Annotated in this window: 23 protein-coding genes and 1 pseudogene; 11 read left to right on the forward strand and 13 right to left on the reverse strand. The window is 71.7% G+C overall.

The features are described 5' to 3' along the window. Nucleotides 1-9 precede the first annotated feature (9 nt). Together ACFQ2V_RS07315 and ACFQ2V_RS07320 are read right to left on the reverse strand one after the other, a co-directional pair. Entirely contained in the window at nt 10-828 is an 819-nt protein-coding gene (locus tag ACFQ2V_RS07315) for a YcnI family copper-binding membrane protein (protein ID WP_386051999.1), read from the reverse strand. Nucleotides 829-920: 92 nt separating this feature from the next. Continuing rightward, entirely contained in the window at nt 921-1,565 is a 645-nt protein-coding gene (locus ACFQ2V_RS07320) for a hypothetical protein (RefSeq protein WP_386052000.1), read from the reverse strand. A 348-nt stretch (nt 1,566-1,913) separates the two neighbouring features. Between ACFQ2V_RS07320 and ACFQ2V_RS07325 the strand changes: the two genes are divergently transcribed. From ACFQ2V_RS07325 to ACFQ2V_RS07350, 6 genes are all read left to right on the forward strand, one after another. Next, complete coding sequence (locus tag ACFQ2V_RS07325; RefSeq protein WP_386052001.1) at nt 1,914-2,741, forward strand: ABC transporter substrate-binding protein; 828 nt, start codon at nt 1,914-1,916, stop codon at nt 2,739-2,741. Nucleotides 2,742-2,781: 40 nt separating this feature from the next. Further along, nucleotides 2,782-3,573: an amino acid ABC transporter permease gene (locus tag ACFQ2V_RS07330; protein WP_386052002.1), complete on the forward strand. Its 792-nt coding sequence runs from the start codon at nt 2,782-2,784 to the stop codon at nt 3,571-3,573. Then, nucleotides 3,570-4,337 carry an amino acid ABC transporter ATP-binding protein gene (locus ACFQ2V_RS07335; protein ID WP_386052003.1) on the forward strand — a complete coding sequence of 256 codons (768 nt, stop codon included), beginning with the start codon at nt 3,570-3,572 and terminating at the stop codon, nt 4,335-4,337. The genes ACFQ2V_RS07330 and ACFQ2V_RS07335 overlap by 4 nt, the downstream gene beginning before the upstream one ends. Before the next feature lie 92 nt (nt 4,338-4,429). Continuing rightward, the gene (locus ACFQ2V_RS07340; RefSeq protein ID WP_386052004.1) at nt 4,430-5,578 is read left to right on the forward strand and encodes a hypothetical protein; all 1,149 of its coding nucleotides are present in this window, start codon (nt 4,430-4,432) and stop codon (nt 5,576-5,578) included. Next, the gene (locus ACFQ2V_RS07345; RefSeq protein ID WP_386052005.1) at nt 5,575-5,697 is read left to right on the forward strand and encodes a hypothetical protein; all 123 of its coding nucleotides are present in this window, start codon (nt 5,575-5,577) and stop codon (nt 5,695-5,697) included. The genes ACFQ2V_RS07340 and ACFQ2V_RS07345 overlap by 4 nt, the downstream gene beginning before the upstream one ends. A 112-nt stretch (nt 5,698-5,809) precedes the next feature. Next, nucleotides 5,810-6,568 carry a phosphodiesterase gene (locus tag ACFQ2V_RS07350; RefSeq protein ID WP_386052006.1) on the forward strand — a complete coding sequence of 253 codons (759 nt, stop codon included), beginning with the start codon at nt 5,810-5,812 and terminating at the stop codon, nt 6,566-6,568. Nucleotides 6,569-6,590: 22 nt separating this feature from the next. Here the strand turns inward: ACFQ2V_RS07350 and ACFQ2V_RS07355 are convergent, their stop codons facing one another. From ACFQ2V_RS07355 to ACFQ2V_RS07365, 3 genes are all read right to left on the reverse strand, one after another. After that, nucleotides 6,591-7,205, reverse strand: a complete 615-nt coding sequence (locus ACFQ2V_RS07355) for a flavodoxin family protein (protein ID WP_386052007.1) — start codon at nt 7,203-7,205, stop codon at nt 6,591-6,593. Between the two features lie 154 nt (nt 7,206-7,359). Then, entirely contained in the window at nt 7,360-7,629 is a 270-nt protein-coding gene (locus tag ACFQ2V_RS07360; protein ID WP_386052008.1) for a DUF7218 family protein, read from the reverse strand. 123 nt (nt 7,630-7,752) lie between these two features. After that, a complete protein-coding gene (locus ACFQ2V_RS07365) occupies nt 7,753-8,718 on the reverse strand; it encodes an SDR family NAD(P)-dependent oxidoreductase (RefSeq protein WP_386052009.1) in 966 nt (321 codons plus the stop codon). Nucleotides 8,719-8,803: 85 nt separating this feature from the next. Here ACFQ2V_RS07365 and ACFQ2V_RS07370 point away from each other — a divergent pair. Beyond that, nucleotides 8,804-9,982: pseudogene (locus tag ACFQ2V_RS07370) on the forward strand (zinc-dependent alcohol dehydrogenase); the annotation flags it as partial. Nucleotides 9,983-10,519: 537 nt separating this feature from the next. Here the strand turns inward: ACFQ2V_RS07370 and ACFQ2V_RS07375 are convergent. Next, complete coding sequence (locus ACFQ2V_RS07375) at nt 10,520-11,389, reverse strand: SDR family oxidoreductase (protein WP_386052010.1); 870 nt, start codon at nt 11,387-11,389, stop codon at nt 10,520-10,522. Nucleotides 11,390-11,608: 219 nt separating this feature from the next. Between ACFQ2V_RS07375 and ACFQ2V_RS07380 the strand changes: the two genes are divergently transcribed. Next, nucleotides 11,609-12,451: a sigma-70 family RNA polymerase sigma factor gene (locus tag ACFQ2V_RS07380; protein ID WP_386052011.1), complete on the forward strand. Its 843-nt coding sequence runs from the start codon at nt 11,609-11,611 to the stop codon at nt 12,449-12,451. A gap of 47 nt (nt 12,452-12,498) precedes the next feature. Here the strand turns inward: ACFQ2V_RS07380 and ACFQ2V_RS07385 are convergent, their stop codons facing one another. Beyond that, nucleotides 12,499-13,197, reverse strand: a complete 699-nt coding sequence (locus ACFQ2V_RS07385; protein ID WP_386052012.1) for a DUF6766 family protein — start codon at nt 13,195-13,197, stop codon at nt 12,499-12,501. A gap of 81 nt (nt 13,198-13,278) precedes the next feature. Next, a complete protein-coding gene (locus ACFQ2V_RS07390) occupies nt 13,279-13,683 on the reverse strand; it encodes a hypothetical protein (protein WP_386052013.1) in 405 nt (134 codons plus the stop codon). Between the two features lie 145 nt (nt 13,684-13,828). Here ACFQ2V_RS07390 and ACFQ2V_RS07395 point away from each other — a divergent pair, with 145 nt between their 5' ends. Continuing rightward, complete coding sequence (locus ACFQ2V_RS07395) at nt 13,829-14,074, forward strand: hypothetical protein (protein ID WP_386052014.1); 246 nt, start codon at nt 13,829-13,831, stop codon at nt 14,072-14,074. A 55-nt stretch (nt 14,075-14,129) separates the two neighbouring features. Here the strand turns inward: ACFQ2V_RS07395 and ACFQ2V_RS07400 are convergent, their stop codons facing one another. Both ACFQ2V_RS07400 and ACFQ2V_RS07405 read right to left on the reverse strand, forming a co-directional pair. Further along, a complete protein-coding gene (locus tag ACFQ2V_RS07400) occupies nt 14,130-14,576 on the reverse strand; it encodes an SRPBCC family protein (RefSeq protein WP_386052015.1) in 447 nt (148 codons plus the stop codon). Beyond that, on the reverse strand, nt 14,573-16,171 hold the full coding sequence (locus tag ACFQ2V_RS07405) for a phytoene desaturase family protein (protein WP_386052016.1): 1,599 nt from the start codon (nt 16,169-16,171) through the stop codon (nt 14,573-14,575). The genes ACFQ2V_RS07400 and ACFQ2V_RS07405 overlap by 4 nt, the downstream gene beginning before the upstream one ends. Nucleotides 16,172-16,190: 19 nt before the next feature. On the opposite strand from ACFQ2V_RS07405, the gene ACFQ2V_RS07410 reads away from it, so the two are divergent. After that, entirely contained in the window at nt 16,191-16,991 is an 801-nt protein-coding gene (locus ACFQ2V_RS07410; protein WP_386052017.1) for an SDR family oxidoreductase, read from the forward strand. 199 nt (nt 16,992-17,190) lie between these two features. Here ACFQ2V_RS07410 and ACFQ2V_RS07415 read toward each other — a convergent pair whose 3' ends face one another. The 3 genes from ACFQ2V_RS07415 to ACFQ2V_RS07425 are packed head-to-tail and all read right to left on the reverse strand — an operon-like array spanning nt 17,191 to nt 19,210. Next, on the reverse strand, nt 17,191-17,865 hold the full coding sequence (locus ACFQ2V_RS07415; RefSeq protein ID WP_386052018.1) for a DUF3618 domain-containing protein: 675 nt from the start codon (nt 17,863-17,865) through the stop codon (nt 17,191-17,193). Next, nucleotides 17,862-18,341 carry a phage holin family protein gene (locus tag ACFQ2V_RS07420; RefSeq protein WP_386052019.1) on the reverse strand — a complete coding sequence of 160 codons (480 nt, stop codon included), beginning with the start codon at nt 18,339-18,341 and terminating at the stop codon, nt 17,862-17,864. The genes ACFQ2V_RS07415 and ACFQ2V_RS07420 overlap by 4 nt, the downstream gene beginning before the upstream one ends. Further along, a complete protein-coding gene (locus tag ACFQ2V_RS07425; RefSeq protein WP_386052020.1) occupies nt 18,338-19,210 on the reverse strand; it encodes a hypothetical protein in 873 nt (290 codons plus the stop codon). Before ACFQ2V_RS07425 ends, ACFQ2V_RS07420 begins: the two co-directional genes overlap by 4 nt. A gap of 226 nt (nt 19,211-19,436) precedes the next feature. On the opposite strand from ACFQ2V_RS07425, the gene ACFQ2V_RS07430 reads away from it, so the two are divergent. Next, entirely contained in the window at nt 19,437-19,934 is a 498-nt protein-coding gene (locus ACFQ2V_RS07430; protein WP_386052021.1) for a hemerythrin domain-containing protein, read from the forward strand. Nucleotides 19,935-19,938: the final 4 nt, after the last annotated feature.

Raw genomic sequence — 19,938 nt, forward strand, 5'->3', positions numbered from 1 at the left:
CCGGCCCGGTCAGGGCCGCGCGTCCTCGGCTGCCGGTTCGGACGACGTGGCCTCGACGGGCGGGGCTGCGCCCGGCGCGGCTGCCAGCGGCGTCGCCGCACGACCCCGACGCCAGGCGAGCGTGGCCGCGAACAGCGACACGGCCAGGGCTGCCCCGGACAGGGCGAGCGAGGCGGTGCCGGAGGTGTCGGAGGCACCGGCGGGAGCCGTGCTGGCCGTGTTGGCGGTGGTGGCCCCGGTGGCGCCGGGCGCTGCCGTCGGCGCCGCCTGCGGGGTGATCTCGAGAACCGGGGCAGGGTGCTCGGGCTCGACGGTCTTGTCGGCGCTCACCTCGTTCCAGCTGACCGTCTCACCGCCCGAGTATGTCTGCAGGGCGGTGAAGACGAGATGACCGGACTCGGGCAGGGGCCCGAGGCTGAGGTTGAAGTCCTTGTACTGGCCGGGGCGGATGCCGACGCCGTCGGTGGCGGTCCAGGTGACCTGCGAGACCACCGTGTCGACCTTGCGGCCGAACACGTCGATCGGCTGGGCCAGCTTGCGTGTGGCGGTGGTCGCCTTCCACCCGGGCAGCTCGGTGGTGCGCACCGACCCGATCGGGTTGTCGGCGGGTAGGACCAGTCTCAGCCGGGTGGTGCTCGCGTCGTCCCGCTCGTTGGGCACCCGGACCGCGATGACCGCACCTTCTCCTCCCTCGACGGTGCCGGGCTGGATGCTGACGTGGGCCGAGGCGGTGCCCGGCAGTGCGAGCGCGGTGGCGAGGGCCACGCCGGCGCCTGCTCCGATGCGAGTGATGTTGCGACGCAGGGTGGTTCGTGAGTTCTGGAACATGACAGGGCTCGATTCTGGCGATGGGTCTGCAGGGTTCATGGCTGGATGACGTCGCGCCACAGCCCCCTCCGACGCGCCGCTACGAGACTCGTCTACAGGGGGCGGGCGGAGCCTCGCTCCGGCGGCCCGCGACGGGTGATCCCCGTACCCGCAGGGTCGAACGTGAGCGCCACGGGCACGGCAGGCCACGAGGGCAGCCCGGTCCGGACGAACGAGGTCGCGAGCGAGGCGCCCAGGGCGTGGCGCATCCGGAGCCAGGCAGCTCTCATCGTGCCGAGTGCGAGTGCCGCCAGAGACCAGGCGGCACGCTCGCCCGCAGCGAGCCAGGCGCCCACGAGCAGCGCGGCGCCGAGGTGGGCCGCGGCCATCCGGGCGTCGAGGCCGCCGTCGACCCAGGCCGTCAGGGCCGGTCCGCCGGCGTCCGGGGCGGCGTGCACCGCCGCGTCACCGGGCACGTGCCCGCCGCGACCTTCCATCAGGGAGGCGGCAGGCACCAGCTGTAGCACCCCGTGCAAGGCGGCCTGTCCGGCCAGCAGCACGGCTGCGGACCACCACCACGAAAGGGGCCGGCCGAGCAGTGCCGCGGCCGAGAGGGTCACGAGCGCACATACCGGCAGCAGCGCCGAGAGCTCGGGTAGCGCTCCCCCGCCGGAGACGTGGGCGGCCAGCGTGGTCGCCACGACGAGCAGCGACAGCACGGCGGCACGCACCCAGCGCACCATCGTGAGGTTCCCCACCGGCTCCACCCCCTCGAAGCGGCCCTCGACGGCATCGACGCTACCCCGACGACCTTGAGCCTTTCTTGAGCCGGTCGATGGGGCCGATTATCACTTGACGTTTGGCCTCCTATAACCTGATGTTCGCGACGGATCGCGCGATCCTGGTGCAGGAGACTGCGCTCCGGCCGCGGTCGGCCGCCGCCCCCGCTGGCAGGCGGCTCGTCCACGGCCACGACCTGCCGCGCCACCCGCTCCAGCCGGCACCGTCGCCGACGGGTGGGCCACGGCCGTGTTCAACCGACCGCGTCTCGTGGCCCGCTCCGCCCTGCCCTGATCCGACCTGCTCCGACCCCGAAGGAACCCCGAATGAACCTGTCCCGCCGGACGCTCACCGCCTCCGTCGTCGCCCTGGCCGCCCTGTCCCTCGCTGCGTGCGGCGGCGGCTCGTCAGCCGGCTCGGGCTCGGCCGACAACCCGTACGACCTCCAGCAGGCCGGCGTGCTGCGGGCCGGGACGCTGACCGACGCCCCGCCGAACGTCTTCCTCAAGGACGGCAAGTTCACCGGTTTCGACAACGACCTCCTCACCGCCGCCGCGGGCAAGCTCGGCCTCAAGGTCGAGTTCGTCGGCACCGAGTTCAGCTCGCTGCTCGCACAGGTCAAGACGCGCAAGTTCGACGTCGGGTCGTCCTCGATCAGCATCACCGAGGCCCGCAAGAAGACGGTCGACTTCACCAACAAGTACGACTTCGGCTTCCTCGGCCTCGACGTGCCGAAGGGCTCGACCATCACGTCGTTCGAACAGCTCGCCGGCAAGCGCGTCGCCGTCGTGCAGGGCACCGTGCAGGACGACTACGCCACGCGCTCCAACCTCAACCCGGTGCGCGTCCCCGACTACAACGCGGCCCTCAACCAGCTGAAGGCCGGGACCGCCGACGCCTGGATCACCCCCGCCGAGATCGGCGAGAAGACCGCCGCCGACTCGGGTGGCAAGGTGCTCTCGGTGGCCAAGCAGCTCGACCCCGGTGGCATGGCGTACGCCGTGGCCCCCGGCAACGACAAGCTGCGCGCGGCGCTGGACAAGGCGATCGACGAGGTCGTCGCCGACGGCACCTGGGCCAAGCTGCAGAAGCAGTACTACCCGGGCCGTGAGATCCCCGCCGACTTCAAGCCCGGCAGCGGCAGCGCCCAGTAACCAGCACCTACCGCAACACACACCCCGAGAGGAGGGCCGGATGGATGCCCTGAGAACCGTGTGGGACACCTTCTTCGACACCGAGGCCATGCGCGCCGCGCTACCAGACATGCTGAGCGTCGGGCTGCCCAACACACTCGTCCTGGCCCTCTTCTCGGCTCTCATCGGCACCGTGCTCGGGATGGTGCTCGCCGTGTGCGGACTCTCGCAACGGCGCTGGCTGCGCTGGCCGGCACGCGTGTACACCGACATCTTCCGCGGGCTGCCTGCCGCCGTGACGATCCTGCTCATCGGTGTAGGTCTCGCGCCCGTGGGCCTCGAGATGTGGGGCCCCAACCCCTATCCACTGGGCATCCTCGCCCTGTCGCTCATCGCGAGCGCGTACATCGGCGAGATCTTTCGTTCCGGCATCCAGAGCGTCGACGCCGGCCAGCTCGAGGCGGCGCGCGCCCTCGGGTTCAGCCGGCCCTCGGGCATGCGGCTGGTCGTCATCCCGCAGGGCGTGCGGCGGGTGCTGCCCGCCCTCGTGAACCAGTTCATCGCCTTGATCAAGGAGTCGTCGCTCGTCTACTTCCTCGGCCTGCTCGCGAGCCAGCGTGACCTGTTCCGCATCGGGCAGGACGCAGCAGCCAACACCGGCAACCAGTCGGCGCTGGTGCTCGCCGGCCTCTTCTACCTGCTCATCACGGTGCCCCTGACGCACGTCGTCAACGCCATCGACCGCAGGCTGCGCGAAGGCCGCCGGGCCGACGGTGCAGCAGCCGAGGGATCTGACGGCGCAACGGTTTCCGCGTCCAGTGCCCAGCTCGCGATCAGTCAGGAGCCCCGATGACACAGCAGACCCAGGAGTCCCGAACGGGTCGTCCGGCCGAGGGCGTCGGCGTGGCCACCCGCGACATCCACCTCTCCTTCGGCTCCAACCACGTCCTGCGCGGCGTCGACCTCGACGTCCCGGCGGCCTCGACCGCCTGCGTCATCGGGCCCTCCGGCTCCGGCAAGTCCACCCTGCTGCGCGTCGTCAACCGGTTGCTCGAGCCCGACAGCGGCGACGTGCTGTTCGACGGCCGCAGCGTCCTGAAAGACGACCCCGATGTGCTTCGCCAGCGGGTGGGCATGGTGTTCCAGCACTTCAACCTCTTCCCGCACAAGACGGTTCGCGCCAACATCACCCTCGGGCTGACGCGTCTCAAGGGTCTCTCGAAGGATGAGGCGGCCGAGCGAGCCCTCGTCCATCTCGACCGTGTCGGCCTCGCCCACAAGGCCGACGTGCGGCCCGGAACCCTGTCGGGCGGCCAGCAGCAGCGGGTCGCGATCGCGCGCGCCCTCGCGATGGAGCCCGAGGTGATGCTCTTCGACGAGGCGACGTCCGCGCTCGACCCCGAGCTCGTCAAGGGTGTCCTGGCCACGATGGCCGACCTGGCGGCAGAGGGCATGACGATGCTCGTCGTCACCCACGAGATGGGCTTTGCTCGCTCGGTGGCCCAGCAGGTCCTCTTCATGGACCAGGGCCGCGTCCTCGAGGCTGGCGAGCCCGGCGCGGTCTTCGAGGCGCCACGGACGGAGCGCCTCCAGCGCTTCCTCTCGCAGGTGCTCTAGCCCGGCGGACCATCGGGCCCATGCGTCTGCGTCGAGTCGGTCCGGGCGAAAAGTCCTTGGTGGCCGACCCCCCGGCGAGTGAGCATGGGCCCGTGGACCCGCATCCCCGGCTACCCCTGCAAGGGGGGCTGCCCCCGCTCGAGACGGCCGGCAGCCCGGTCCTGCCCGTCATCGAGATTGCGTGCGACGAGTCCGGGTTCTCGGGCAGCAACCTGCTCGATGCCGCCACTCCGGTGTTCACGCACGCCAGCGTCGACCTCGGCCTCGACGAGGCCGCCGCGCTCGTCGAGGAGCTCAGGTCTGGGTTCCATTGGCCCCGTGGCGAGTTCAAGTCAGGGCAGCTGCTGCGCGGCCCGCGCGCGAGAGACGTCTGGGAGCCGCTGCTGGCTGCGCTGACCGACCGGGCGCACGTGCAGGTGGTCGACAAGGAGTTCTTCCTCGTGACGCGGGTCGTCGACCTCCTGCTGGCCGAGCCGACGTACGCCGCGGGCACGCGCCTCAGCCAGCACCTCCGCCCCGCGGCACTCGCCCTCTACCGAGCGGGACGACGGAGGGGAGCCGACTGGGACGCCTTCCTCACCGCCTTCGTCGAACTGGTGCGCCCCAAGAGGCGGCGGCAGCCGGGCCGACGCGTCGTCGACGCCTTCTTCCGGGCCCGCGACACCCTGGCGGCCGGCCTCGACGATGAAGCCGGAACGGTGCTCGCCTCCCTGACGCGCACGCGCACTCGTGCCGTCCTGGCGCGACTGGACCTCTACGACGCGGCCATTCCCCCACCGCTCGAGCCGATGCTCCCGGCGCTGGCCGAGACCGTGCTGTTCTGGAGCGGGAACCACCGGCAGGTGCGCGTGGTGCACGACGAGCAGAGCGCGCTCACCGCCACCCGTCTCAGGCGCCTCCAGCGGGTCCTCGCGCAGGGGCGCGGTCCGGCTGCCGGCTGGGGCGGGCCGGAGGACCCGCTCGAGGAGCAGGTGTCGCCGTTGGCCGGCCTCGTCACCGTCGACTCGCGCGACGACCCCCGGGTGCAGGTTGCCGACATCCTCGCGGGCATTGCCCGGCGATCACTCGACATCGGGCCCGACTCGCTGCTCTCGCCCTTCCTCTCCCCGACCTCGCTGCGGGACCCAGAGCGCAGAGCACCGCTCCCGGCGGCCGCCCCGGTCCGGCAGGCGGCGGACGGCTCACCGGCCCGTCCTGGGCACCCGGCCCGAGCAACCGGTCCTCGAGCCTCTGCAGGGTGAGCATCAGCACCAGCCCGGCCACGGGCATCGTCAGCGTCAGGATCGACATCCTCGTCCTTCCTTCCCGAGCGCCGCTGCCGGATGACCTGGCCCACGGCGTCCGGGCTCTTCACCCCTGACGACGCCTCCGGCGGGTACGCATGACGCGGGACGAGCCCGGAAGGCGCTTTCGGGGCGTCCGCGCCGAACCTGCCCGGCGTCGGACGTCTGCCGGATGGGTAGGAGTACGGCGTGATCGCTCGCCTCTCCCTCAGCGGACCCGCGGGACCGCGGCGTGCTGCCGAGCACCGGCCCAGCGGCGCAGACCGGGCGGACGTGCCTGGAGGTCCCCCGCGGGCCCTCGGCGCCGCGCTCGCCGCAGCCCTGGGCGCGGTCGCCGCGGTCACCCGCCGCAAGCCGCTCCACGCGGCCGGCACGACCTGGGCTGCACGACTGCGGGTCGACGCGCCACTACCCGACCTCGGGGTCGCGGTGCTCGAGGACCGTGGCGCGCACGCGTGCACGGTGCGGGTCTCACGGGCGCTCGGGATGCCGAGCGGGTGGTGGGACGTCGGTGGCCTGGCGCTGCGGCTTCCCGGCGCCGGCTCGCACTCCGGGCCCGCCGACCTGCTCTTCGCGACGACGGGCACGGGACGGGCGACCCGACACGTGCTGCGACCCGTCCGTCACGCGACCGAGCGCCCCCTCACGACGCTGCTGCCGACGACGGCCGGAGGACGTTCGCTCGTGCTGCTCGTGCGTCCGACGAGCCGCGAGGCCGAGCCACGGCAGTACGAGCTCGCCGTGGCTGCCGATGGCGGGGACTGGCAGCCGGTCGGGCTCATCGACCTGCTGCACGAGCAGCCGGCCGACGAGCAGCGGTTCGACCCGATCGTCAACGAGCTGTCCGGCACCAGGCCACCGTCCTGGGTGGTCGCGATGCGTGAGCCCGCGTACCGCTGGGCTCGCCGCCTCGGCCGGCATGACCTCCAAGACCCCCCGGGCCCCTGACCGGCGGGACCGGACATCACAGCTAGCCGTCGGCCGACGGCGGGTACGCGTTGGCGGCGAGGAGGCCGGCGAGATGGGCAGCGTTCGCGGCCAAGGTCTTCGTCGTGCTCGCGACGGCGTCAGGCGTCTCCGGGAGGTCCTTGAAGTCCGTGCCGTGCATGGCCTCGCCGTTCCAGTAGGTGACCCCGCCGGCCGGGATGGTGAAGCCGACGTCGTTGAGCGCCTGGAAGCAGACGGCGCTGACGTGGTGCGCACCGTCCTCGTTCCCGACGACCACCACGACCGCGACCTTGCCGTACGTCTGCAGGCGGCCCTCGTCGTCCTTCTCCGACAGCTCCGCGTCGAGCCGTTCGAGGACGCGCTGGCACACGCTGCTGTGCTGTCCCAGCCACGTCGGCGTGGCGAGGACCAGGATGTCGCTCGCCATGACCTGCTCGCGGATGCCGGGCCACGCATCCCCCTCCCCCATGTCGAGGTCGACTCCCGGCCGCACGTCGTGGTCCACGACGCGGACCATCGAACCGGTCACGTGGTGCTCGGCGAGAGCGTCCAGCACCTGCTGGGCCAGCAGCTCGGTGCTCGACTCCGCCGGTGTCGGGTTCAGCGTGCAGTTGAGGGCGACGGCGGTCAGCGTCATCGGGCAACCTCTCGATCGGGTGCGGTGGAGTGGTTCGTCCTTCGCCCCGTACCCTTCCGGTCGCGGCCGCAACGGCCGCAACGGCTGTCGCCCCGACGCCGCCGGCGCTCGAGGTCCAGGTGCTGCTGGCCTTCTCGGGCTGGGGTCGCAGGGGTCAGTGGTTGCGCAGAGCGGAGATGAGCTCCTTCTTGGTCATCCTCGACCGCCCCTTGATGCCGATGTCGCGGGCACGGTCCATCAGCTGGTCCTTGCTCATGTCCTCGTAGTCCCCCGCCCGGCCGCCCTTTCGACCCACCTTCGAGCGAGAGCTCCCGGCGGCGGCGTTCGAGATGCGGGCAGCCTTCTCCTTGCTCGCACCGTCGTCGCGGAGAGCCTCGTACATGTCCTTGTCCTTGACCGACGGTCCGGGGTCCTTGCGCGGCATGGCGCCTCCTTCGGGTCTCGACGTCTCACACGGCCCTTACCCTCAGGCCCGGGAATGCACGCAGGCTCGCGCGAGCGCCTCGCCTGCGCCTCGTGCACGGCTGCGTTGCCCGCCGCCGCGCGGTCACTCGTGGTTGCGGCGGGCAGCGGCGTCGCCGAGGCGCGAGAGCACGTGCACGACCCGCGAGCCCACACGACGGCGCGCGTCTACGCCCTCGACCGTGCGGGCCCCTCCTCGCTGCGGCGGAGCCGGGAGCAGCCGCCCGGCCAGCCCCATGAGGCGCGTGGTCATGCCGGGCGCCAGACCACGCACTCGGATGCCCAGCCAGGCGAGGGGCGTCAACACCACCATCGGCCTGCCGGCCAGCACTGCGTCCACGATGCGCCGTGCCGCCCGGTCCGCATCGACCGACAGCAGCGGGAGCGAGGCTGCCGGTGCGAACCACGAGTACTCTGCGGCCGCGTCTCCGCCGAACCTCGCATGCTCGTGACCTCCCGTACGCATGAGCCCCGGCACGACCGTCGTCGCGGTCACCCCGGTTCCGCTCAGTGCCGACGCGAGACCGTCGGAGAAGCCGACCGCGGCGAACTTGGCCGTGGCGTAGGGCAGCAGGTGCGGAGGAGACACCATCCCGCCGATCGACGTGACCGTCCCGATGCGGCCACGGCCCCGCCGGCGCATGTGCGGGAGCACGGTCATCGCGGCATTGATCGGACCCCACGCCATGGTGTCGATGGCGTCCTCGAACTCGTGGAGGACCAGAGTCGCCGCCGGCGCGACCTGGATGATGCCCGCCACCGTCAGCAGCACCTCGATGGGGCCCAGCGTGTGCTCGACCCGGCCGACGAGCTCCCCGACGTCGTGCCGGTCACGCACGTCGCAGGTCTCGCCCGTGACGTCACCTCGGCGGCTCAGCTCGGCGACGGCCTCGTCGACCTCCGAGCGGTCGCGTGCAGCCACGACGACGTGGTGACCGCGGTCGACCAGCTCGCGGGCGACGAGGAAACCGAGGCCGCGTGACGCCCCGAGGACGACAGCCACAGGGCTGGTGGCGGTGAGGCTGTCGGTGCCGGTGGGATGTTCAGTCATGGTGCCTCCTCGGCGTCGGTGGGTCGGGACGTGGGCCGCCGCCCTCGTCGTTTCCGGGACTCCGGCCGTGGGTAGGAGGCCGGACGTGAGAGCACTGACCTGGCACGGCATCGAGGACGTCCGCGTGACCGACGTACCCGACCCACGGATCGTCGACACCACCGATGCGGTCGTCCGCGTCACCTCGACGGCGATCTGTGGTTCGGACCTGCACCTCTACAAGGTGCTCGCCCCCTACCTGGCACCGGGCGACGTCCTGGGGCACGAGTTCATGGGCATCGTCGAGGAGGTGGGGCCCGACGTCGCGACCCTCTCCCCCGGGGACCGCGTCGTCGTCCCCTTCAACATCTCGTGCGGGCGGTGCTGGATGTGCCAGCGCGGGCTCTTCGCCCAGTGTGAGACCACGCAGAACACGGCGGCGGGCAAGGGGGCGAGCCTGTTCGGCTACACCAGCCTCTACGGAGCGGTGCCCGGTGGGCAGGCGGAGTACGTCCGCGTGCCGCACGCCGACTTCGGGCCGATCGAGCTGCCGTCCGAGGGTCCCGACGAGCGCTACCTCTACCTCTCCGACATCCTGCCGACGGCATGGCAGGCCGTGGAGTACGCCGAGGTCAACGGCAACGACACCCTGGCGGTCCTCGGGCTCGGCCCGGTGGGCCAGCTCGCCGTGAGGAGCGCGCTGCACCGCGGGGTCGGGCGGGTCATCGGTGTCGACCTCGTGTCCGACCGCCTCGAGCTCGCGCGCCGCACCGGCGCCGAGGTGGTCGATGCCTCGGACACCGACGTGCCACAGGCCCTCATCGACCTCACCGACGGTCGCGGGCCCGACGCCGTGATCGACGCGGTGGGGATGGAGGCGCACGGGAACCCGTTGGCGGAGAGGGCGATCGGCGCGACAAGCCGCATGCCCAAGCCCCTGGCTCGGGGAGCGATCGAGCGCTTCGGCATTGACAGGCTCGCTGCTCTCCACACCGCAGTCGCGGCCGTGCGGCGAGGCGGGACGCTCTCGATCAGCGGTGTCTACGGGGGCATGGCCGACCCGATGCCGATGATGGACCTCTTCGACAAGGGCCTCACCATAAGGATGGGCCAGTGCCATGTGCGTCGGTGGAGCGACGAGCTGCTCGACATCCTCAGGGGCGACGAGGACGTGTTCGGCCTCGAGTCCCTCGCGACGCACCGTGCGTCGCTCGAGGACGCACCCGCCCTCTACAAGCTCTTTCAGGAGAAGCAGGACGGCTGCCTCAAGGTCGTCCTCTCCCCCTCGCCCGCACGACCGGTCTGGGTTCGGCGCCCCGCCGGCCGTCGGCACCAGGCACAGCATGAGCACCAGGCTCAGCCATCAGCCAACAGCGAAGGAGAACCGATGAGTGTCACGAGCTTCCAGGACCTGCCCCTCGCCGATCGCGACCGCGAGTGGGACGGCGACGCCGCCGAGAAGCGGGTCCGCAGCTGGGCCGGCGCCGATGACGAGCCGAACGAGAAGTACCGCGACGCCCACGTCTGGTACGACGCCGAGAAGAAGGACAACTTCACTTCCTACAAGCTGCTCATCGCCGACGTCGTCGACGGCCGGCTGAGGGCCGTGCCCCGGGGAGTCATGGCGGCCGCCGCGGTCCTGCAGGGCTCGCGTGGTGGCGTCGACCTGCCTGACAAGGACCGCGACCGCGTGCGCAGTCACCTGGCGAAGTACTACGCCAAGATGGACGAGACCCCACCCTGGGATCGCGACGACGGCTGAACGCACCTTCACGACAAGGGCGCCGACGGCACGGTCGGCGCCCTTGCTGCTGCTCGCCGGTCAGAACACCGCGCCGCCGCCCGTGACGCCGACGACCGTCCCTGACACGTAGCTCGCATCGGACGGCGAGGCCAGGAAGACGTACGCCGGGGCGACCTCTCCCGGCTGACCGGCTCGGCCCAGCGGTGTGTCGGCCCCGAACGTCTCGATCTTCTTCGCCTCGCGCGTTGCCGGCTGGAGCGGCGTCCAGATGGGTCCCGGCGCCACGGCGTTCACACGGATCCCTTTGGGGCCCAGTGCTGCCGCGAGGTTTACGGTGAGGTTGTTGAGGGCCGCCTTGGTGGCTGCGTAGTCGAGCAGCGCCGGCGACGGGTCGTAGGCCTGGATGGACGTCGTGTTGATGATCGAGGAGCCGGGCCCGAGGTGCGGCAGGGCGGCCTGGCAGAGCCAGATGACGGCGTGCAGGTTCGTGCGCAGAACGCGCTCGACGTGCTCGGGCTGGAGACCTTCGAGCCCGCTCGGGCCGCGGTCCCAGTGGTATCCGGCGTTGTTGACCAGCACGTCGAGCCCGCCCAGGCCTCGTACGGCGTCCGCGACCACCTGAAGGCACGCCTGGCGGTGGACCAGGTCGACGGGCAGCAGCACGCAGGTGCGCCCGGCCGCCTCGACGAGGCGGGCCGTGTCCTCGGCGTCCGGCTGCTCCTCCGGCAGGTAGCTGATGGCCACGTCCGCGCCCTCACGGGCGTACGCGATGGAGATCGCGCGACCGATCCCGGAGTCGCCACCGGTCACGAGCGCGCGCAGACCCTTCAGCCGGCCGTGGCCCCCGTAGGTCTTCTCGCCGTGGTCCGGCACAGGATCCATCTGGCTCGTGAGCCCGGGGGGCTCCTGCTGCTGGGCCGGGAATCCGCCCTTGTCGTCGTGGCGCACGAGCTGGTCCGCACGGTCGGCGATCTCTGACCCGGCACGTCCTTCCTGCTGAGGTCTCGGTGTCGTCCCCGGCTTCGTACCCAGCGGCCCGGGGCCCAGTCGCAATCGGCCGTGCGCAGGGAGGGCATTGCGCGGATCCCCATCTCGTGACACGCTCGAGGTGGCCGAGCGGTCCAACACCAGCGCCGACTCCGTCACCCATTCGATGGGAGATGAGTCATGGCGTTCTCCGACTCAACCGACCCCGCCCACCTGCGTCCCTCGTTCGCCGAGCGTGACGCCGAGACCACCATCCTGTTCCAGCGGCTGTCCGTCGCGTCGGGCCACGAGGCCGAGCACGTGGTGGAAGAGATCACCTTGCTCTACCTCGACCTGTGCACCCGCATGGCCGCCCGCTACGACGGCCGGGGCATCGAGCACGACGATCTCGTCCAGGTCGCGAGACTGGCTCTCGTCAAGGCGATCCGGCGCTACGAGCCCGGACACGCGCCCTCGTTCGCGGCCTACGCCGTGCCGACGATCAGCGGCGAGCTGAAGCGCTGGTTCCGTGACCGCGGATGGGTCGTGCGGCCGCCGCGTCGGCTGCAGGAGCTGCGAGCCGACGTGAACGCGACCCGGGCCGCCCTGGAGCAGCAGTCGGGAAGCACGCCCAGCGACGCACAGGTCGCCGATGCGGTCGGCTCGACGGTCGCGCAGGTGCGGGAGGTCGACGTGGCAGCGACCGGGTTCAGCCCCCTCTCGCTCGACTGCAGCCCTGCCGACGACGACCGCCCCGGACTCGAGGCGTTCCTGGCCTGCGACGACCACGCCCTCGAGAGCGCCGACGACCGTGTCTGTCTCACCGAGGCGCTCACGGAGCTCGACGACGGGGAGCGCGAGCTGCTCCTCATGCGTTACGTGGAGGGCATGACCCAGCGTGAGATCGGCGATGCCCGCGGCATCAGCCAGATGCAGGTCTCCCGCACCCTGCGCCGCATCACGGTGCGCCTGCACGACCACCTCGTCGACGACAGCGAGGACGTGGACGACACCCTCGAGCCACCACTGACCACGGCCTCCTGAGGGCCAGTCAGTCGTCGTAGCGGTGCCGCGGACGCGCTGCCGGTGGCTCAGTCGTCTGCCGTCGTCACGTCGTGCGGCATGCCGACGGGCTTCGACTCCGGTGACCCCCGTTCGCGCAGGTAGATCGCGAAGACGGCCATCGACGCGATGGCGAGCATCTCGGACTGCCAGTTCTGCAGCGTTCGCGACCAGAAGTCAGGGCTCACCAGGTAGTCGCCGAACGACACCGGGTCGAGCAGGTCGCGCATCCGCTGCTCGCTCTCGGCCACCCGGCCGGTCACGGCCTGTGCGAGCCACGAGAGCACGAACACCACGGTCATCGCGATGACGAGGGAGTGCGAGTACACGGCGCGCCGCCAGCCACCGACCTGCGCCCAGCGGGGTGAGTCCGGCCTGGCGAACCGGCCGACGAGCTGCTCCTCGTCGCTCTCGCGCCCCGTCTCCCCCGGCTTCTTCGACTCGGAGGAGCCGCGCTGGACGAGCCAGATCGTGAGCAGGATGTAAAGGGTGAACTGGAGATACTCCGACTGCCAGTTCTCGACGAGGTCGACGAGGAACGACGACGAGGAGACGTAACGGGCGAAGGAGATCTGCTGCACGCCGTCCGTGCGGGCGGTCTCGTTGTACTCAGCCGTACCGGCCACAGCCTGCCCCACGACGAAGAGGAGCAGGAGCAGGCCGAACACGATCGTCAAGCTGTGGTGCCGCCAGGCTCCGCCCGGACCGGTCTCGTGTCGCCTGCTCATCGGCCCGCCAACCCGACAGCGAAGGCGGCGGCCAACCCGGCCGCGATCACGACGACGTAGAGGAGGAACATCGCCTTCACGTCAGGCTCCCTTCACGCTGCAGTCGTACGGCACGGCGTCGTCGGAACCCTGCCGGCTGCAGCCCGCAGCCAGCACCTTCCAGCCGCTGTCGAAGCGGGCCAGGAAGACCACCTGGCCCGCCATCACCACCTGCGCTCCGTTGATGGCGACCGACACCGACGTCACCTCGGTGGGCGCCTCGGGAGAGTCGGACCTCAGGCCCTCGGCGCAGTCTCCGTCGCCGTCCTCGGTCACCTGCTGCAGGGTTCGCGGGGCCAGCAGGGAGCACGCAGCACCCGGGTCGGTGCCTGCGAGGCGGGCGAACTCCGTGGCGACCCGCTGCGCCTCGGGCTCGTCGACGGACGAGCACGCCGTCAGGGTCAGGGCAGCCGCGAGAGCCGCCACCGCGCGCAAGGTCGTGGTCACGCAACATCGATACCCCGTGGGCCGCCGACCAAAACTTCGACGTAGAAAGCTCGAGGGGGAAGAGCCTGGGTTTGCCGCTGCTCCGGCACGGGTATCCCCTCGACACAACGGAACTCGCCGTCGACCGAAGCATTGGAGGTGCCTCATGGCCAGGTGTGACATGTGCGGCAACGACTACGACAGGTCCTTCACCATCACTCGCGGGGACCGCACCGCGACCTACGACAGCCTCGAGTGCGCGATCAGCGCCTGGGCTCCGGCGTGTGGCAAGTGCGGGTGCCGCATCCTCGGCCACGGGGTGGAGGTGGGCGACGACGTCTACTGCTGCTCCCACTGCGCCAGGGACGCCGAGGGCGTCACGCACAGCGACCACGCGCGCGCCCAGCTCTGACCACACCGCGCAGGCCCGCTCGGCGGTCAGCGGCCGAGATGGCCTCCCGGCGCGGTCATGGCACGTCGGCCCCGGCGCGCTCCACCAGGATCGCGAGCCGCGCCAGCGCCTCGCGGTTGCGCTGGTCGAGGGCAAGGTCTCTCAGGACGCGTGGGACGAGCAGCGCCGGGCCCTTCTTGGCGTCCTCCTCCATGGTGACCTCGGTGTCCTCGCCCTCTGCGCGGCAGGTGACCCGCACCACACCTTCGCCCGAGGGCCACGCACGCACCGTGAGCTCGAGCAGGTGGGGGCGTTCGGACCGCACCACGGTGGTGAGGTCGTTGATGAGCAGCGGCCAGGCGCCCACCGAGTGGTGGATCTCGGCGCCCTCTGCGGGCCATCCCGGTGTCACGTCGCGCACGCGCGACGCGCCCACGACCCACTGGCTGTAGCTCCAGCCGTTTGCCAGGACGTCGAAGACCCTCTCGGGTGGGGCGTGGATGATCCGTCTGGTCGTGCTCACGTTCGCCTCCAGGATGTGCGGAATCGGTTGTGCCACAGGGCCGCTCTGGCCGCGTTGGAGCCACAGGCGCCGTGCACCCCGCCCCCCGGGTGCGCCGAGGCAGAGGCGAGGTAGAGGTTGCGGACGGGCGTCTCGGCCCGGCCCGACCCTGCGACGGGGCGGAAGACGAGCTGCTGGTGCAAGCCCGCCGTGCCGCCGTTGATGGCGCCACCGGCAAGGTTGCTGTCCAGGGCCTCCAGCTGTCTCGGACCCAGCACCCGGCGCGCCGTGATGCGGTTGCGGAAGCCCGGCGCCCGGCTCTCGATGCGGGCCTCCACCCGTTCGGCCATGGCCTCCAGGTCTGCGTCGTCCCACGTGCCGCGAACCCTGGGTAGCCCGTCGCCGTCGGTGGCGGCGTCACCACGGACGCGTTGCGGCACATGGGTGTACGCCCACAGTGACTCTCCCCCGGCCGGCACGCGCGTGGGGTCGGCGACCCCCATCTGGCCGACGAGCAGGAACGGTCGCTCGGGCACCAGGCCGGCCGCCACCTTGGCGCCGGTGAGCGACAGCTGGTCGAGGGAGTCGGCGACGTGCACCGTCCCGGGCATCGACTCTGGCGCGCCCTCCCACGGCACCGGGGCGTCGAGCGCCCAGTCGACCTTCACCGTCGAGGGGTCCCACTCGAACCGCTGCATGCGGTGACGCAGCCTCGCGGGCAGGTCGTCCCACCCGACCAGCCCGCCGTACAGCGCCGGCGCCGACACGTCCGCGAGCACCGCTCGCCGAGCCGTGATCTCCCGCCCCGCGGTGCGCACGGAGACCGCCCGCCCACCTTCCACGCGTACGCCGACGGCCGGCTCGCCGAGACTCAGCTCGCCGCCCTTCTGCTCGAGACGGCGCACCATCGCACCGGAGAAGCTCGCCGCCCCACCGCGGGGCACGGGGAATCCCACGCTCTGGCCGAGCAGGACGAGGAGCAGGCCCATGGCGGCCGACCCCGGCGACTCCAGTCCGATGTCGGCGTGCGCCGCGTTGCCCGCGACGAGCAGTCGCGCCGCCTCGCCGCCGAACAGCTTCTCCACGAGCGTGCGCGCCGGCATGAGCATCTCGCGCACGAGCTCGAACCCGCCGGGCCGAAGGACCCGGCGGGCCAGGCCGGCACCTCCCCGGACGGGTGGGAAGGGGGTCAGGAGGCAGCGGATGAGGTCGTCGCCGACGCGGTCCCACGTCTCGCAGAGCTTCAGCCAGGCCTCGCCGTCGCCGGAGCAGTCGGCATCGAGCGAGACCGCGGTGTCGTGCCGGTCGCGGTGCAGCACCCCCCACCGACCGCCCGGGAAGGAGTGCCCGACGACCGACGGCGCCTGCACCCACTCGAGTCCGTGCTGCTCGAGCTCGAGGCCACGGATCGTCGGGGAGCCCGCCGCGAGCGGGTAGAACGAGCTGAAGGTGTCATGCACGTGGCCGGGGGCGACGGTGTCGTCGCTCCACACCGCGCCACCGGGACGGTCCTGCTCCTCGAGCACGACCACCGACCAGCCCGCGTCGACGAGAAGGTTGGCGGCCACGAGGCCGTTGGGTCCGCTGCCGATCACCACGGCGTCGGTCGTCGTCACGTCGTCCTCTCGATGGCCGGTGCGCTGCCGCTCGTCTCCTACCCGGGCCGCGGGACGAGCAAACGCGTTACGACCGGGCACGCGGCGGGCACGGCGCAGGGGTGCAGACACCACCGAGGCTCCCCGGGCCGGCCCCGCTCGTCCTCGTGACGGGCGCCTCGAGCGGTGTCGGCCTCGCCACCGCGCACCGGCTGGCGCGTCGGGGCAGCGCCTCGCCCTCGGGGCCGCGTGGGTCGGCACCGTGCCCGTCGACGTGCGCGACGACGCTGCTGTGGGCCGCTCGCTCGAGGACCTGACCGCGTCGCGGGGGCCGCTCGACGCCGTCGTGTCCAGCGCGGGCGTCGTGGCGTACGGCCGCCTCGACGAGCTGGAGGCGTCGCTGTTCGACGGGGTGGTCGCCACCAACCTGCTCGGGTCGGCGAACGTGCTCCGGCACGCCCTGCCGGGCATGCGTGCCCAGATCTACCGGCAGGCGGCGTACGCGGGTGGGCCGGCCGGGCGGCCGCCCCCGGTGGTCTGGTCGGCCGACAAGGCGGCACGAGTCGTCGTGTGCACACTCGACCACCCCAGGCCGGTCGTCCACGGAGGGGGCCTCGACGCAGTGACGCGCCTCGGCTTCACCCTCCTTCCACGCGTGTACGACGCCTGGGTCGGCCCGCTCTTCGCCCGTCTCGCGTCCGACCCCCTGACGCGCCTGCCCGCCCAGGCGGGCAACGTCGCGCAGAGTGCGCCCGAGGGCAACCGGCTCGGCGGCGGCCATGGTTCAGGGCTGCGGGCTGCGGTGGCGACGACCACCTCCCTGTTCCGCAGCCGTCGCTGACGCCGAGCCCGTGGGCTGCTGGGACGACGAGTGCCTGGGTCGAGATCTCCTCGGTCTCTCCCGATGCGGTCTTGGCGCAAGCGCATCGAAACCGTCGCTGCCGTCGCCGACCCGTGGCGCTCGGAGACGGGTGGCGTGCGAGCGGGGCCGGGCGCTCCCAGCGCCCGGCCCCTCGTCACACGCGTCGACGGCGTCGCCGTCAGCCCTGGGCCTGGTCCTTGACGGTGCCCGCCGACTGGGACGCGCTGTCTCGTACGTCGCTGGCAGCCTGCTGCCCCTCCTGCTTGACGTCGTCGGCAGCCGAGCGTGCGGTGTCCTTGACGGACTCCACGGCCTCCTGCGCAGGCTGCCTGAGGCGGTCTGCGGACTCGCTCGCGACGTCCTTGACCGTGCTCTGCGCCTCCTCGAGCACCGGCTGCGCTCGGTCCTTCGCGGACTCAGCCAGCCGGCGCTCCTTCTCGGACGCCGGCAGCAGCGATCCCACGAGCCAGCCTGCGGCGAGGGCCACGAGGCCAGCAGCGAGCGGGTTGCCCTGCGTCTTGCGCTGGACGGTGTGTCCCGCCTGTTGAGCGGTGTCGGTGACCCCGCGTGCCATGTCGGACGCGTGGTCGCCCACGCCATGGGCGACGCCGGACGCCTTGTCGCCCGCCTCCGAGGCGGTGCCCATCACGTGGTCGCGCAGCCGGCTCGCCCGGCCCTTGACCTTCTCGGCCTGCCGGTGGGCGATGTGGCCCGGCGTCACGGACTCGCCGAGCGCGTTGACGTCGCGGCTCAGGCCTGCACGCGTGCGCTCGATGTCAGCCCGGATGGCATCGGGGTCGTTGCTCGCCGGCCCGTCCGCCGGCCCGTTCGTGGTCGGGTACTCGATGGTCATGAGGTCTCCTCGTTTCCCTTCAGCGCGTTCGGGACCTGCTTGGCGGTCTCGGTCGTGCGCGGCAGTCCTTGGATCTGCTTGCTGTTCTTGCGGCCGGCGGCAGCCAGCACGGCGGCGGCGATGCCCCAGACCGCCATGACGATCACGGCGGCCCAGCCCCGGCTCTCGAGGGCGCTCGACAGGAACTCCCACACGGCGATCGACAGGAACAGGAGGGCCATCCAGCCGGCAAGAGCCGCAGCTCCGAACTGCCCTGCTGCCTTGCCGGCTCGCTTGGCCGAGTCACGTACCTCGGCCTTCGCCAGCTCGACCTCCTGGCGCATCAGGGTGCTGAGGCCCTGGGAGATGTCGCCGACGAGCTCGCCGATGGAGGCGTGCTCGGCCTTCTCGTGGGAGCTCTCGTGCGGCCCGGCGTACGGAGCACCTTGGGCGCCGAGACCGCCGGGGCCGAGCTCGTCGCGGGGAACGGTGCTCATCCGCGAGCCCCGCTCTCCCCCTCGCCGTAGGGCACTTCCGTCGCGGACGGGCGCGGGACATCGGTCAGGCCATCGGTCGCCGTGGTGACCGCGTGCGTGTCGGTGTCGCGGACTCCCACGGTGTAGGGCTCCGACCGCACGGGCGCCACGTCCGGCGGGACACCCACCGAGGTGGCACCTGTCGGGTATGCGCCCATGGAGCCACCCGACGGGTAGCCGGCGACCGCGTCCTGCGCCCCCGGGGCGTACCCGGTCGCACCGGAGGTCTGCTGGTCCGGACCACCCGCGGAGAGCCCGCGCGTCAGGCGGCCGCCCAGCAGGCCGATGGCGGCAGCCCCGAGCAGGAAGGCCCCGGGGCGTCGGCGGGCCAGCGAGCGCACCTCGTCCAGGATCTCGCCCGGCTGCCTGTTGTCGAGCCAGTCGGCGAAGGACGAGGCACGGTCGGCCGCCTGGTGTGCCGCCTCTCCGGCGATGCCCTGCTGCTGGGAGCTGGAGCCCATCTGGCGCAGCTCGTCCGCGAGCGAGCGCAGGCCCCCGACGGCACGCTGGCCCTGGGAGGACGCGTGGCCGTCGAGCTCCGTACGCACCAGGTCGAAGAGCTGGCGCAGCTGCGTGGTGGCCTCGGACACGACGTCCTTGGCGCCCGAGGCCGCGGTCTCGGCAACGTGGCGCCCGCTGTCGGCGGCGTCGGACGCCACCGATTTCGCCTCCTCACCGGCGGTCGCTGCCGTCGAGCCCGATCCTTGGCCGCCCGTGGAGGAGGCACCGAGCGAGCTGGCGCCTCCACCCGCGGCCGACAGGCCCGACGTCGACGAAGCCCCGGAGGTCAGGTCATCGGGAACCGTTGTCTCATAAGGTCGTTCGGTCATGGATCCTTGTCCCTTCATCGGTCGCCCACCGTGCGGCCCCGTTCTCGAGCCACGATGTGGCGGGCGATGCTGTCACGCGGTTGGGGTACCCAAGGTTGTGGGGCTCAAGCGCCCGTCGACCCCCTGATCTGAATGTGCTGGCGCGGGGTACGAGGGATGGTTGGGCTGGGTAAGGACGGTTTGGGCCCGGGAGCCGGGCCACCCCGTCACCGCCCCGAGGAGCGCCATGTCCCACGACGCCATCGTCCTGTTGAAGAACGACCACCAGGAGGTGCGCAAGCAGTTCCGGGCCTTCCGCAAGGCCGGCCTCACGCCGGTCCAGAAGCAGACCATCGTCGACTCGATCCTCGAGCTGCTGACCGTGCACACCTACGTCGAGAACGAGGTGATGTACCCGCGAGTCCGGCAGCTGCTGCCCGACCTCGAGGACGACGTGCTCGAGTCGTACGAGGAGCACCACGTCGCGGACGTGCTGTGCATGGAGCTGGCCACGATGGACGCCACCGACGAGCGCTTCGACGCCAAGACCACCGTCCTCATCGAGAACGTGGAGCACCACATGGAGGAGGAGGAGCAGGAGTGGTTCCCCAAGGTGCGTGAAGGCCTCGGCCGCAAGCAGCTGCAGGAGCTCGGCGAGGAGCTGCTCGAGGCGAGGAAGCGCGCACCGCGCCGTCCCGAGCAGCCGAGCGCCATGAAGAAGGCCGTCGACGCCGTCATCTCCTGACGGT

The sequence above is a fragment of the Terrabacter terrigena genome (genome assembly GCF_042676085.1).
GTDB classification, from domain to species: domain Bacteria; phylum Actinomycetota; class Actinomycetes; order Actinomycetales; family Dermatophilaceae; genus Terrabacter; species Terrabacter terrigena.